12 protein-coding genes and 3 pseudogenes are annotated in these 14,923 nt (G+C 37.9%); all 15 read left to right on the top strand.

Features of this window, described 5'->3' with window-relative positions:
- Positions 1-170 precede the first annotated feature (170 nt).
- Positions 171-1,001: a rhamnulose-1-phosphate aldolase gene (gene rhaD / locus Ana3638_RS22400; RefSeq protein ID WP_161840010.1), complete on the top strand. Its 831-nt coding sequence runs from the start codon at positions 171-173 to the stop codon at positions 999-1,001.
- A gap of 360 nt (positions 1,002-1,361) precedes the next feature.
- The gene (locus Ana3638_RS22395) at positions 1,362-2,174 is read left to right on the top strand and encodes a hypothetical protein (protein ID WP_161840009.1); all 813 of its coding nucleotides are present in this window, start codon (positions 1,362-1,364) and stop codon (positions 2,172-2,174) included.
- Positions 2,167-2,742: a TetR/AcrR family transcriptional regulator gene (locus tag Ana3638_RS22390; protein ID WP_161840008.1), complete on the top strand. Its 576-nt coding sequence runs from the start codon at positions 2,167-2,169 to the stop codon at positions 2,740-2,742. The genes Ana3638_RS22395 and Ana3638_RS22390 overlap by 8 nt, the downstream gene beginning before the upstream one ends.
- A gap of 161 nt (positions 2,743-2,903) precedes the next feature.
- On the top strand, positions 2,904-3,254 hold the full coding sequence (locus Ana3638_RS22385) for a VOC family protein (protein WP_161840007.1): 351 nt from the start codon (positions 2,904-2,906) through the stop codon (positions 3,252-3,254).
- Between the two features lie 93 nt (positions 3,255-3,347).
- On the top strand, positions 3,348-3,602 hold the full coding sequence (locus Ana3638_RS22380; RefSeq protein WP_161840006.1) for a zinc ribbon domain-containing protein: 255 nt from the start codon (positions 3,348-3,350) through the stop codon (positions 3,600-3,602).
- Positions 3,603-4,014: 412 nt separating this feature from the next.
- A pseudogene (locus tag Ana3638_RS27190) lies at positions 4,015-4,817 on the top strand (response regulator); the annotation flags it as partial.
- 150 nt (positions 4,818-4,967) lie between these two features.
- A complete protein-coding gene (locus tag Ana3638_RS27185) occupies positions 4,968-5,624 on the top strand; it encodes a helix-turn-helix domain-containing protein (protein WP_408609534.1) in 657 nt (218 codons plus the stop codon).
- An 80-nt stretch (positions 5,625-5,704) separates the two neighbouring features.
- On the top strand, positions 5,705-7,177 hold the full coding sequence (locus tag Ana3638_RS22365) for a sensor histidine kinase (RefSeq protein WP_161840003.1): 1,473 nt from the start codon (positions 5,705-5,707) through the stop codon (positions 7,175-7,177).
- Positions 7,178-7,423: 246 nt separating this feature from the next.
- A pseudogene (locus Ana3638_RS22360) lies at positions 7,424-8,454 on the top strand (ABC transporter substrate-binding protein).
- 166 nt (positions 8,455-8,620) lie between these two features.
- Positions 8,621-10,111 (top strand): annotated as a pseudogene (locus Ana3638_RS22355) (sugar ABC transporter ATP-binding protein); the annotation flags it as partial.
- A gap of 160 nt (positions 10,112-10,271) precedes the next feature.
- Entirely contained in the window at positions 10,272-11,336 is a 1,065-nt protein-coding gene (locus tag Ana3638_RS22350) for an ABC transporter permease (RefSeq protein ID WP_161840002.1), read from the top strand.
- Positions 11,333-12,355 (top strand): ABC transporter permease subunit, encoded by a 1,023-nt coding sequence (locus Ana3638_RS22345; RefSeq protein ID WP_161840001.1) that lies wholly within the window; start codon positions 11,333-11,335, stop codon positions 12,353-12,355. The genes Ana3638_RS22350 and Ana3638_RS22345 overlap by 4 nt, the downstream gene beginning before the upstream one ends.
- A 291-nt stretch (positions 12,356-12,646) precedes the next feature.
- On the top strand, positions 12,647-12,847 hold the full coding sequence (locus Ana3638_RS22340) for a hypothetical protein (RefSeq protein WP_161840000.1): 201 nt from the start codon (positions 12,647-12,649) through the stop codon (positions 12,845-12,847).
- Positions 12,844-13,896, top strand: a complete 1,053-nt coding sequence (locus Ana3638_RS22335; RefSeq protein WP_161839999.1) for a stalk domain-containing protein — start codon at positions 12,844-12,846, stop codon at positions 13,894-13,896. Before Ana3638_RS22340 ends, Ana3638_RS22335 begins: the two co-directional genes overlap by 4 nt.
- A gap of 254 nt (positions 13,897-14,150) precedes the next feature.
- Positions 14,151-14,912, top strand: a complete 762-nt coding sequence (locus Ana3638_RS22330) for an SDR family NAD(P)-dependent oxidoreductase (protein WP_161839998.1) — start codon at positions 14,151-14,153, stop codon at positions 14,910-14,912.
- Positions 14,913-14,923: the final 11 nt, after the last annotated feature.

The following is a 14,923-nucleotide window of genomic DNA, read 5'->3' as shown; positions in this document are numbered from 1 at the left end:
GCAAATGAAGATGTTAACTATTTCCGGAATTAATTGTACAATAAAGATACAAAACAGACGGCAGAAAAATCGGCTGTTAAATTTAGTTTTTAAGTTTAAAGGTAATAAAGAATTACTGTGAGAATATTTGATTTAAATACTACAAAAACATATCTTAAAGGAGGAACTTTATGAAAGTGTTGGATACGGTATTCGTACAAGGATTTATTAAGATGGCAAATGATGGATTTATGCAAGGATGGCATGAACGTAATGGCGGTAATCTTTCCTACAGGCTAAAGACAGAAGAAGTGGATAGTATTAGAACAAGGCTTTTTACTAATGGGGAATGGTCACCCATTGGTACAAAAGTACCGGGATTAGCGGGTGAATTTTTCCTGGTAACAGGAAGTGGTAAATACTTTCGTAATATTATAGTGGATCCTGAGGCTTGTATTGCCATAATTGAACTGGATAATATTGGAGAAAACTACAGAATCTGCTGGGGACTGGTAGATGGGGGAAGACCGACAAGCGAGCTTGCATCCCATTTAATGAATCATGAAGTGAAAAAAATAGCTACAAATGGCAGTCACAGGGTCATATATCATGCACATACTACAAATACCATAGCATTGACCTTTGTACTTCCCTTATCGGATGAAGTGTTTACCAGGGAATTATGGGAGATGGCAACGGAGTGTCCGGTGGTATTTCCGGATGGGGTAGGCGTAGTACCGTGGATGGTTCCGGGTGGAAGAGATATAGCGGTAGCAACCAGTGAACTGATGAAAAAATATGATGTAGCTATATGGGCCCATCATGGCATGTTCTGTTCCGGAATTGATTTTGACCTGACTTTCGGTCTAATGCATACGGTGGAGAAATCGGCGGAGATTCTGGTAAAAACCTTATCCATGTCACCTCATAAGTTACAAACCATTCAACCTCAGAATTTCAGGGATTTGGCGGTTGATTTTAAATTAACTTTACCGGAACGGTTCTTATACGATAAAAATTAAGAAAAAGGGTGTTGTAAAAATTCAAAGATCTGATAGATGGAACTTTCACTGATTTCATATCAGGAAGTTCCTGAGGTTTCAGAATTTAAAAATTTACAGCACCCTTTTTTTATTTCTGCGAAAGTAAAGTGAGAATTAGCAAGCTTACTTGCAATCATTCGAACGCACACGCGAACCGAAGAAACCCGCAAAGCGTGTTTCTTCGGTTAAGATAGAAGCATGAGCAGCCAGATAAAAGCCTCTTTAAAAGTTTTTAACAGTTAAATTTCTTATTAGGGTTGACAGGTTAAGATTGAAGTTTTATAATGAGTGTATAGTCAATGAGTTATAACTCATTGAAAATGAAAGGTAATAAGGGAAATGAAAGAAAATACAGATATAATAGATGAAATTCTACCTTTATTTAATGATCCGGAAAAATATACAAAAATTGAAGAATATCTTTGTATGAATTCCAATCTGCCCGGGCCCAGAGGTAATTTGACCCTGGCCGATAAGTTTGCTGGATATTTTAAAACGGCTTTTGTCAGAAAAGAATTAATCGATTGTTTGTTTCAATGGGCAAACATACCGGAAGAAACGGCCCCGGTAAATGATCGGAAAGAATATCTGCCATTTTGTGCAATCCTGGCATTAGGAGCTCATTATTATTACACAGAAGAAAACACTAAGTTAAGAATCATGGAGCAATTAAAAAAAGCTATGAACGATACGAGATGGAGGGTACGGGAAGGTGTTGCAATGGGGTTTCAGTATATTGCAGAAATGGAGTTTGAACCTGTCAGATTATATTTTACAAAATGGTATAAGGATTCCAACTATCTGGAAAAACGAGCTTTTCTTGCAGCTTTGGCACATCCTCCCATTCTTAAAAATAAAGATATTGTCCGGTTCAGTCTCAGGTTGAGTGATGACATCTTAAAAGATATCATAACCTCAGGAGATGAAAGCCGTAAAACAGAAGAGTTCAGTGTACTATCAAAAGGACTTCAATATTGCATAAGTGTTTTTACGGCGGAACTGCCGGAGGAGGGATTTCAATTATTAAAGAATTATGCGTCCTATAAAGATAAGGATATTAGTAAAATTATAAAGGCAAACCTTTCGAAAACCCGTTTAACAAAGAAATATCCTCAGATGGTAAAAGAGGTTTCGGAGGTAATTTATGAATAAACGGCAGATGCAAAAAGAAGCAACCAGAAAAATAATTATTCAGGCGGCTTATCGGGTTTACTCCAAAGAGGGATTTAGTGCTTCAACAAGTATTATCGCTAAAGAAGCGCAGATAGCTCACGGCAGTATATTTGTGCATTTTCCAACTGTGGATGATCTTAAAGTCAGCCTCTTGGAACAGTTCGGCAGGGACATAAACACACGGCTGCATGATTTAGCAGCAGATGGAAGCCGGCTGGAAGAGATATTAAATGCCCATATTAATGTTTTAAGTGAACATGAGGAATTTTATAAAAGGCTGATAACGGAAAGCAGTCAGCTGCCGGAACAGGTGAAATATGTGTACGTTTCAATTCAATCAACGGTATCGTTTCATTTAACTCAGGTGATTGAAAAATATCAGACAGATGGAAAAATTAAAAAACTTCCTATATATTTTATCTTTAATTCCTGGATAAGCCTTTTGCATTATTATCTCTCAAACCAGGATTTATTCGCACCGGAAGGTTCTGTTCTTATCAGGTATAAGGATGAACTGATTCATAATTTTATAAAAATGCTGGAATAAAATATTGGGGAACGATTTCGTTTAAATATGTCATGTTATAAGAATATTTCGCAACTTCCTAAAGTGTTATAAGTTTAAAATAATGTAAACTAAATAGGTAAGTTTAAAATATTATAAACTAAATATGTATAAGTTTAAGTGCTGTATGAAAGGAGATAAAGATGAAAACATATGATAACTTTTTTTTACCTGTTAATAATCTGGTACAAGCAAAAGATTATTATCAGAATATACTTGGTCTGTCCCTGAAATTTGATTTTTCTGAGAAAGGTATGGCGGCTGTACAGGTAGGGGATGAGGAACCGGCAATTATATTAAAGGATATACATCATTTTCCGGATGCAAAACCTGCTATTTGGTTTGAAGTAGATTGTGTGGAAGATAACTATCAATTCCTTAAAGAAAAAGGTGTAACTTTTTTAGGAGAGCCGTACAAGATTGGAACAGGACATGCAGCCGAGTTCGAAGACATGTTTGGCAATCGCCTTGGAATTACGGATTATCTTTTATAATAGTAGTTTCACAATTAGCTAAAAGTAATGGTTGACTTTTTAATATTCAAATACAAAAGCGTTTTATTATTAAGAAAGGATGGTAAATTTTATATGAAAGTATGTATTTCTTGCGGTATGCCAATGAAAAATGCGGAGGATTATCCTCTGAAAGATCAATCAAAGGATTATTGTGTCCATTGTTCCCGTGCCGATGGTTCCATGCAGTCCTTTGAGGAGAAAAAGAAAAGTATGTCTGAATTTATTATGAAGACACAGGGCTTGGATAGTGTGGTTGCCCATAAGGCTGCAGAAGAATTAATGCGTAAACTTCCGGCCTGGAAGCAGTGCTTTTCAAATAATAATTAATGGCCTGCATTATTTTACGAGACGATTCACACTAACGCAACATGGCTGTTTAAAGACCGCAAATATTACATGGAAAAGAAGCTGCAGAGCAGTTTCTTATTACGCTATAAGCTCCGGATAGGGTATTTCTCTGAAAAACCCTATCCGGAGTATTTTATTTCCGCGAAGTCCTCCTGGCTGGATGTAAAAGATACGAAAAAGAGTACGAGAAAATAGAATTTATCTTCAAACTTAGCAATATAAATGGAAAACAATTACATAAAGTGGTATAATTTAGTAAAAATGACCGGATTAGTAAAACTTATGGGAAAATTAATTTGAGAAGGAGTAGGTTGAAAAGCAAAAAACTTTTTTTCAACTTCAGATTAATGAATATCCAATTAAAAATTGGATATACAGGAAAGAGGTTATTATGATAAAAATTTTTCTTGTGGAAGACGAAGTCGTGGTAAGGGAGGGGATAAAAAATAACATTAATTGGTTGGAAAATGGGTTCTTATTTTGCGGAGAGGCCAGTGACGGAGAATTAGCATATCCTTTAATTCAAAAAGCAAAACCGGACATCGTAATTACGGATATCCGTATGCCCTTTATGGACGGGCTGGAGCTTAGCCGTTTGATCAAAAAAGAGATGCCTAAGGTTAAAATCATTATATTAAGCGGATACGGAGAATTTGAGTACGCCAAAGAAGCAATTAATATCGGTATAACGGAATATCTTTTGAAGCCAATCAATGGGGCCAGCTTATTATCCAGTGTAAAAGGTATAGCAGAAATTATAAAAAAGAACAGGAAGAAAAAGAAAATTTAGATAAATTCCTAAAAGATATGAAGGAAAATGAAATAGAAGAAAAAAGGCGGTTATTTCATGATATGGTCAGTAATTCCGATTCCCTCGCTTCTATTCTGGATAGGGGAAGAGAACTGAATCTGGAATTAAGTGCACCATTCTATAATATAATCCTGCTTCAGACCGGTAACACCAGAGACGGTAAAAAAGAAAGGGAAACCTATCCGCAAATATGGCGGGAAATAGACTCCCTGGCAGTGGCAAAAGGTAATGGAATTTTATTTGACTGCTCCATAGAGGGTAAAGCAATACTCTTAAAAGGCGGTAGTATGGATGAGATAAATGAAACCAGGGATTATTACATTAGCAGTATCAGAGATATATTAGATAGGGATAGCAGGATATCCTACTTTGGAGGAGTAGGTAAACCGGTTGGGCGTTTGGGGGAACTTAACCTTTCCTACCATGAAGCCAGCCGTGCTTTTGCTTACCGGTATATCTGGGATATAAATGAGATATTTGACTACGAAACCATACCCAAATCACAAATTGCTGCACAGGCCATTGATTTTAACATGGAAAAAATAACTCAGCTGGATAAAAGAAAAGTGGAAGGATTTCTTAAAAGCGGCGAAATAGAAGAAGTACCTTATTTTGTAGAAGAATATTTAAAAAGTATGGGGAGTGAGTGCAGAAATTCCATACTGTTCAGACAATACCTGGTAATGGACATGTATTTTATTGTTACGGGATTTTTAGAGGATTTGGGATCTGGGACAGAGGTGATTGAGAAACCTTTTAAGGACAGCAGAGAAATGAATATCCAGATTTCATCCCTGGAATTAACCAAAGGGTATATTGAGAATATTTTTCTGAAGGCTATGGGAATCAGGGATGAAGTAGTTGCCAAACATTATAACGGAATTATTAACAGGGCAAAGGAATATATTAAGGAACATTATTCCGAGGAGGAATTGTCCCTGAATCAGGTGGCGGCCAGTGTATACATAAGTCCAAGTCATTTTAGTACGGTTTTCAGCCAGAAAACAGGCCAGACTTTTATAAAATATCTAACGGACATGCGTATGAACAAGGCTAAGGAACTCTTAAAATGTACGTATTTAAGAACTTCTGAAATTGGATATATGGTAGGATATAAAGATCCTCATTATTTTTCTTATCTTTTCAAAAAAACACAGAATTGTACACCAAAGCAATATCGATCTTCATAATTTTATGCTGACATTAAACGATTAACGGGAGGAGCAGGACTTAAGATGATGTTGCGGTCCCGTAAAGAACGGAGAAAAGTATGAAAGGATTTTGGTTAAAAACTTTTGGGAATCTGAAACTGAATGTAAAAATTCGTTTATATTTTGGGGGAATTATAGCGCAGTTTTGTCTGGTTGCACTGCTGTTATTTACCAACCTGGTAAAATATAACCGGGAATATAACCAGATTGTTCAGAGTGCAACTACAGCCAGTGGTTTCAGCATTGATTTTAAAAGTGATTTTGATTATAAAATGTATCGTATCATTATAGGAAGTGAAGCCTTTAAGGAGGCAAAACCCTATGAGGATATTGAGGCTGCCCAGAAAGTTGCCCTGGATTTACAGCTTGCGGCAAGGACCGCGGGTAATAAAGACCGGGCAGAGGGGATCCATAAATTTTTAAATAATCTAAAAAAACATGTACATAAAATTGAAGACAACCTAAAAGAAACCGGACATTATGATGAGAACATCTCAATTCTGGATAACGATATCAGGGTACTTACCTCTTTAATACAGGATACTGTTTTGGAATACATTTATTATGATACTCTGGATATGGAATCAGTCAGGATTACCATGGAAAAACAGACTCTTAAAACGGTGGAACTCAGTGTCATCATGCTAACAATCATGATAGGAGGAGCCTTGTTTTTTTCCGTCATCATATCTAACAGTATATCAAGGCCAATTAAAGAATTAAGCGGCATTACGGGTCAGGTTGCAAAAGGGGATTTATCGGTGCGGTCGCATATTAAAAAGGGAGCGGAGGTAAAAGTATTAAGTGATTCCTTAAATATCATGATCGAAAAATTAAGTGAGCTTATCGAAACTGTAAAAATCGAACAGGCAAACTTAAGGGAGGCAGAATTAAAACTATTACAGGCTCAGATTAATCCCCATTTTTTATATAATACCCTGGATACGATTATATGGCTTGCGGAGGCAGATAAAGGGGCTGATGTTGTGGATATGGTAGGGGCATTATCAAATTATTTCAGGACTTCTTTAAGCAAAGGCAACGACAGAATCAGTTTAAAAGAAGAAGAACTGCATGTCCGGAGTTATCTGCAGATACAACAGTCCAGATATAAAGATATTTTAGAATATGAAATTAACATACCAGGTGAATTAGGCGACTGCCTTGTTCCAAAGATAACGCTTCAGCCTTTGGTGGAAAATGCCCTTTATCATGGAATTAAAAATAAAAGGGGAAAAGGAAAAATAATCATAAGCGGAGATCAGGACGGCAGAAATATTCGATTATTGATTCAGGATAATGGTTTAGGTATGTCAAAAGAACGGTTAAAGCAGGTTCTTGAAGCGTTAAATAAGAAAGATAAGGGATTAGAGAAAAACTTTTATGGGTTATATAATGTCAATGAAAGAATCCAGTTATATTACGGGAAAGAATATGGGCTTAAAATTAAAAGCAGATATCAGGTTGGTACGGAAGTTGAGGTTATATTACCCGCAGAGTATAAAGCGGATATTGTACTGACCTTGGAATAGCCTTACGGATCTAATTCGTAAAAAATATAATTTTATAATAAAAAAATTAACTTTTTAACTTATAATACAAACTTTTTATTAATAGAGAGAAAAATTGTAAAACTTCATCCAAAGATAATGAATTGTATAATTTGAGAAATTTTGTAAAAATAAAACTGTAACAATAAATCGGGAGATACATAGATTCCAGGCTTAACTCTTGCCATTGGAATTTTGTATATTCTTAAAAAGGTGGAGGTATTTTGTATGAAGAGGTTTAAAAAGGTATTAACGGTATTACTGGCAGGTGTACTTACTATGTCATTATGGGGTTGCGGTTCAGCTTCTAAACAAACAGCAGAACCTGCGGCAGAAGGCAAACAGGATAATGCGGCAGAGTCAGATAAGGACCTGATTGTAGTAGGTTATGCACAGGTTGGAGCAGAGTCGGATTGGCGTACAGCTAATACAAAATCATTTCAGACTACTTTTGTAGAAGAAAACGGATATAAACTGATATTTGACGACGCTCAGCAAAAACAGGAAAATCAAATTAAGGCAATCCGGAATTTTATACAACAGGATGTTGATTATATCGTTTTGGCACCTGTGGTGGAAACTGGCTGGGAGACGGTATTAGGCGAAGCAAAAGAAGCCGGAATTCCGGTTATCTTATCCGACCGTATGATTGATGTATCCGATGATTCCTTATATACCTGCTGGGTTGGCGGTAACTTTATTAAAGAAGGGGAAGATGCGGTAGCATGGCTTAACGATTACCTGGAGAAACAGGGCAGAGGTGATGAACAGATTAACATAGTTACCTTGCAGGGTACTATTGGATCTTCCGCACAAGTAGGGCGGACTAAGGGAGTGGAAGATAAAATGCCTGAACATAAGAATTGGACCATGCTTGACCGGCAGACCGGAGAATTTACCCAATCCAAAGGGCAGGAAGTCATGGAATCCTTTTTAAAATCCTATGATGATATTGATGTTGTAATTGCTGAAAATGACAATATGGCTTTTGGTGCAATTGATGCCATAAAAGCAGCAGGTAAAGTTCCGGGCAAAGATATCATAATAGTTTCCTTTGATGCAGTTAAAGCGGCATTTGAAGCAATGATAGCCGGTGATATGAATGTTTCGGTGGAGTGTAATCCATTACATGGCCCCGAGTTGCTGAAATTATTCAGAAACTTGAAAAAGGAGAATCCGTAGAAAAAATTGCATATGTAGATGAAGGTGTATTTCCTGCTGAGACAGCAGCAGATTTAATTGATTCTCGTTTATACTAAAATAGTGCAGAATAGTTACAAATAAATAACTTAATGCGGGGCTGCTGCAAATGATCCTTAAAAGCACCTGAATTGCTGCTTTAATTAGTTTAAGGACTTTTGTACAGCCCTTATTATATTGTTCAGGGAGGTATTTCACGTGAACGGTCAGAAGACTATATTAACTATGAGGCATATCGAGAAACATTTCCCGGGAGTAGTTGCGCTCTCTGATGTGGATTTCACTTTAAGAGCCGGAGAAATTCATGCACTTATGGGGGAAAACGGTGCCGGTAAATCTACCTTGATTAAGGTGCTGACCGGCGCTTACGAATTTGAAACCGGAGAAATCAAAATTGAGGGGAAAGAACATGGAATTATAAATCGATCACCACAAGAAGCACAGGCTAACGGAATCAGTACGGTTTATCAGGAAGTCAATCTTTGCGCCAATCTGTCAGTGGCAGAAAATATATTTATCGGACGGGAACCGAAAAAAAGGGGGAAGATTGATTGGAAGACCATATATGCCAAAGCGGATGGAATTCTAAAAGATTTGAATATTGATCTGGATGTTACCAAACCGCTGGAAAATTATTCGGTAGCCATACAGCAGATGGTTGCCATAGCAAGAGCAGTGGATATTTCGGCTAAAGTCCTGATACTGGATGAACCTACTTCCAGCCTGGATGAATCTGAGGTTGCTAAATTATTTTCCATCATGAGGCAATTAAAGGAGAAAGGCCTGGGTATTATTTTTGTAACCCACTTTTTGGAACAGGTATATGAAATCTGTGACCGGATTACCGTACTAAGAAACGGTAAACTGGTGGGGGAGTATGAAATCGCTAATTTGCCAAGAATACAATTAGTGGCTAAGATGCTTGGTAAGGAATTTGATGATCTGGCTGTGATCAAAAATCAGGAAAAAACAGCACAGGATAAAAGAGAAAAGGACTCTCTTTTAGAAGCGGATGGATTGGGGCATTTGGGTACTATTAAGCCATTCAAGCTTTCAATCCATAAGGGCGAGGTTATTGGTTTGTCCGGTCTGTTAGGGTCAGGACGGTCGGAACTGGCCCGCGTCTTATATGGCGCTGATAAACCGGATAAGGGTGAGTTAAGGATAAATGGAAAAAAAACTTTAATCAATGCACCTATCGATGCCATGAAAGCCGGAATGGCTTATCTGCCGGAAAACCGTATAGCGGAAGGAATAATAGCAGATTTATCGGTAAGGGAAAATATAATCATAGCTCTTCAGGCCAGAAAAGGTTTGTTTAAACTGATAAATAAAAGCAATCAGGAGGCATTTACGGATAGATACATAGAATTATTAAACATTAAGACCGCTGACAGGGAAGTACCGGTCAAGAAGCTTAGTGGCGGAAACCAACAGAAAGTAATACTTGGAAGGTGGCTCTTAACAAATCCGGAATTTCTGATTCTGGACGAACCAACCAGAGGTATTGATGTCGGAACAAAAACAGAAATTCAGAAATTAGTCCTTTCCCTGGCAAAGGAAGGAAAAGCTGTTATGTTCATTTCTTCGGAAATTGAAGAAATGTTACGTATCTGTTCCAGAATGGTAATTTTGCGGGACGGCAGTAAAGTAGGAGAATTAAAAGAGGAGCTTCTCAATCAGGATGAGATTATGAAAGCCATAGCCGGCGGCGGTACCCCTGAAGCAGAAAAGCCAGATAATACAGCTTCAAACTACAGTGATATAAAAGGAGACATAACATATAAGAAAAATATTAACAGTAGAAGTATAACAGAGAAGATGAAAAAAAATAAAAAATCCAGCCGTTTCATGAAAGGAAAGTCAGGAGGCAGGCATGAGTAATATTAAATCAATGTGGAAAAAAATAACCGGCTACCGTTTATTTTTACCTATTTTTTGCTTGATTATCGTATTAATCATTAACTTAATTAAAACCCCCGCTTTTTTTCAAATAACTATAAAAAATGGGATTTTATACGGTTATATCATTGATATAATTAACCGGTCCAGTGAGCTTATCGTTTTGGCGGTTGGTATGACTTTGGTAGTAGCTGCTTCCGCCGGTACGGACATTTCAGTGGGAGCAGTCAGTGCCTTATCCGGTGCGGTTTGTGTATATGCGCTGGTAGGCAGCACGAGTGCTTCGGAATACCGGATGCCCTATTTTGCCGCTTTATTATTAGCAGCCTTGACGGGAATGTTATGCGGAGCCTGGAATGGTTTTCTGGTAGCAAAATTAAAAATTCAGCCTATGGTGGCAACTCTTATATTATTTACTGCAGGAAGAGGGATTGCCCAGGTTCTGACTCAGGGGTTTATTCTTTATGTGAGAACAGAGCAGTTTAAGTATTTAGGCAATTCCATACCGGGGGTACCTTTACCTACTCCTGTTTTTATTGCATTTTTTGTTGTGGCTATAACCGCATTTGTAATGAAGAAGACTGCTCTGGGATTGTATATCCAAACGGTTGGTATTAATGCAAAAGCTGCCAGACTGGTAGGTTTAAACTCATCGTTCATCCAGTTTTTGTCATATACCTTTTGTGGTTTATGTGCCGGTATCGCCGGAATGATCATAACCTCAAGAGTATATTCCATTGATGCCAACAATGCAGGGCTGAATATCGAATTGGATGCCATTCTGGCGGTTGCGATCGGCGGAAACAGCCTGGGAGGCGGAAAATTCTCCTTAACCGGCAGTGTAATCGGCGCAATTACCATTCAGGCACTGACCACCTCATTATATGCAATGAAAGTTACGGCAGATCAGCTGCCTGTATATAAGGCAGTGGTGGTCATTATTATTGTAGCCCTCCAGTCGCCGGAATTAAAAAGAATGTATCTGAATACAAAAAACAGAAGTGTTATTAAAGATACAGGAAAGAAGGTAGCAGAATGAAAATAAAAAATAAACTGGATTCCAATACCTTTTTACTGTTTATAACAATAACCTTGTTCATTCTGATGTATGGTACGGGAGTACTTATTTTCAGGAATAAAAACTTTGGTAATTTACAGGTATTTTTAAATCTTTTTATCAGTAATGCAGGACTAATTGTTGCTGCAGTAGGTATGACAATCGTGTTGATTACAGGTGGTATTGATATATCCATTGGTTCCGTTGTGGCAATGACCTGTATGCTATTAGCCTGGATGATGGAAAAGAAAGGAATAGGAGCAATCACAGCAATCTTTATTGTATTGGTTACCGGGATTGTTTTCGGTCTGGTACAGGGCTGGCTGATTGCTTACCTTAATATTCAACCCTTTATCGTTACTCTGGCAGGAATGTTTTTTGCCAGAGGAATGACAGCAATGATCAGCACTGAGATGATTACCATAAAAAATGAAACATTCTTAGCTATGTCAAAAGCTAAAATTTATCTGCCTTTTGGCGGGACAGTCAACCGAAAAGGAATCCTGATACAACCCTATCTCTATCCAAGTGTGGTAATTGGACTGCTGGTTCTGGTACTGGTTTATTTATTACTAAAATATACCCGATTCGGCCGATCAATTTATGCCGTAGGCGGAAATGAACAGTCTGCTTTATTGATGGGGTTAAATGTAAAAAAGACAAAACTGAAAGTTTATATTATAAACGGTTTTCTGGCCGCTCTGGCCGGTTTTGTGTTCTGCTTAAATACCAGCGGCGGTTTTGTAGAACAGGCAAAAGGGTTTGAAATGGAGGCCATAGCTTCTGCGGTAATCGGCGGTACCCTGTTAACAGGCGGTGTGGGCAATGTAATCGGAAGCTTATTCGGGGTATTGATTAAAGGTACCATTGAAACCTTTATTACTTTTCAGGGTACCTTATCTTCCTGGTGGACTAAGATCGTAATTGCCGCTCTGCTTTGCTTTTTTATCGTCCTTCAAAGTGTGTTTGTAGCTGCTAAGGATAAGTTACGGGGAAAATAAGAAGAACCGGCCTTCCGGGTGTTATGTATAAATGTATGATGGTAAGAAGTAAAAGGGGCTGTAGCACTAAATGCAGCGCCCTTTTTCATTTCCGCGAAAGCAAAGTGAGAATTAGCAAGCTTGCTTTTTAATTTGGCGTTTTGACCTTGAATTTATTAAGTAATTAAAAATGTTGAATAAAAATTTAATACATACCCCAAAAAATTAGATATTAGTATCGAAATTAATAATAACAGGGAATTTTTTATCTAAAAGTACTTGTTATAATTTGACTAAAGAAAGGAGTATTACATGAAAAAGATTTTATGTTATGTAATCACGGCAACTTTATTATTCTCATCTACTTCCGTAGCATTTGCAAAGCAAAAACCAGTCACAGAGCAAAGCAAAAAAACGGTAACGGAACAGCAGAAAACAACGAAACAACAGAAAACAGCGAAACAGCAGAAGACGACGAAAAAACAGAAAACAACAAAAAGAATGTCAAGGTGAAAGAAAAGAAACAAAATTTTAAGATATCGGCTTCACCGGTAATTAAATACGGCAAATATAAGCTGCCTATCAAACCAGTCACACAGGGTATGGGAGCAGCAGTTGACTTTAACAAAGATACAGCCGTTCTTACCGTAACCAAAGGCACTACTGTAATTGTAATTAACTTTGAGGATAAAACAGTTATGGTAAACGGAGCAGCTGATACGAATTCAGGAATTTTCACTGCCAAAAATGACAAGAAAATGACAGTTCTGATTAAGTACATAGCAAATAAACTTGGTGTCAGAGTGAATGTAAAAGGTGATGATGTTGCTACGGAAATTCCTGGCCTCGACTTGCCAACAGATATTAAAATAATGCCGGTAGGGTTAAATGTGGCGGCAAATACATTAAACAGTACAACTCTTTATATGACCGCAGCTGCAGATATCATTGCAGGGCAGGCTGTTGGCGGTAAGGCAGAATTATATGTAGGTTCTAAATTAGTAGCGGTTGATAATACGATTGAAGCTGCAGATACTACAGTTACATTTACTACATCCGATGGAACTCCTACCAATGAAGAATTAAAGGCACTTATACCAGAAGGCGGCAAGGTTTCCGTAAAACTGTATAATGCAGACCAACAGGCAGTAACCAGTGAGGTTAAAAACCCTACATTAAAAGTAGATTATATTATACCTACACTAACCGGAATTACTTCAGCAAATTATGTTGTCTCCGGCAGCTCAATCGTTGTTAATGTAACCGGTGCGGGTGAGGTAAACGATAAGGTAGATGTTACAAAGATATCTCTTTATGACTCAGCCCTTAATAAAACCTATCAGCTAAGTAATGTTTGGGGAACCGGCTCGGTTGGTGTGGTAAGCAGTGATTCAAGACTTACCATTACATTAGGATCAGCTGACAGAGAGGGATTGGCAGGTTTTGGAAGTTCTGAGCTTTATTTAAACGTAGCAGCCGGACCAATACTTATTGATAAGTCTGGAAATAAATTGGCGGAATTTTCCGGCATACAGAACATACCGGTAACCCTAACGAAATAACAGTCATCTTAAAATATCTTTAATCCTACTTCGATAATTATAAATAGACAATTGTTTTAACCGGCAGTCAGGGATCATTTCCAGGACGGCCGGTTTTTGGTGTATCCTAATACGTGAATTTGTCTTTCAGGTCAGTTATTTTTAAGAATAGAAGTAATTGTAAATTTTTACATTAGTGTTATAATGATTAATAATTATCTTTAACTAAATTCAGAGTGAAGCTGGTACTAAAGGCAGATATAAAGGAGGTTTCCATGGAAATTAATCTAAAGGGAAAAAAAGCAATTGTAACAGGTGGTTCCGGTCAATTAGGGCGTTGTATAGTACGTACATTAGCCCAGTGTGGTGCTGATGTTGCCATCCATTATCATAAGAATTCAGAAAAGGCGGAAGAGTTAGCCGCAGAACTTAAAGCAATGGGAAAAAAATCCGGTGTTTTTCAGGCTGATATCACGAAGGAACAAAGTATTTATGATATGCGGGATAAAGTATATGAGCAGTTTGGCAAGCCGGATATCATTATAAATAATGCCGTAATACAGTACACCTGGAAAAATATCCTGGAACAGGACCCTGCAGATTTCTTCAGTCAGTTTGAAAGTTGTGTGATGCATAATATATATATGAATCAGGCGTTTGTACCACATTTAATTGAACAGCAATATGGCAGGATTGTTGTGATGAATACGGAGTGTGCTGCTCTTTCAGATGCCGGCAGTGCCGCATATGTTGCGGGAAAGAGAGGATTGGATGGTATCGTTCGCTGTCTCGCAAAAGAGATAGGTAAGTATAATATAACGGTAAATCAGGTGGCACCAGGTTGGACGATCAGTGACAGAGCCCGTAAGGAGCACACGGAAGTACAGCCGGATTATGACAGGACGGTACCGCTGGGACACCGTGGAACGGACCAGGATATTGCCAACATGGTGTGCTTTCTTGCATCTGACCTGGCTGCTTTTACGACAGGAGCTTATATACCGGTATGCGGCGGCAGGGTAATGCCGGCAATCTAATTGAATGAGGG

It is taken from the genome of Anaerocolumna sedimenticola, assembly GCF_009931695.1.
GTDB classification, from domain to species: Bacteria; Bacillota; Clostridia; order Lachnospirales; family Lachnospiraceae; genus Anaerocolumna; species Anaerocolumna sedimenticola.
Note: the sequence above shows the minus strand (reverse complement) of the source record. Positions and strands in the feature narration are given on the sequence as shown.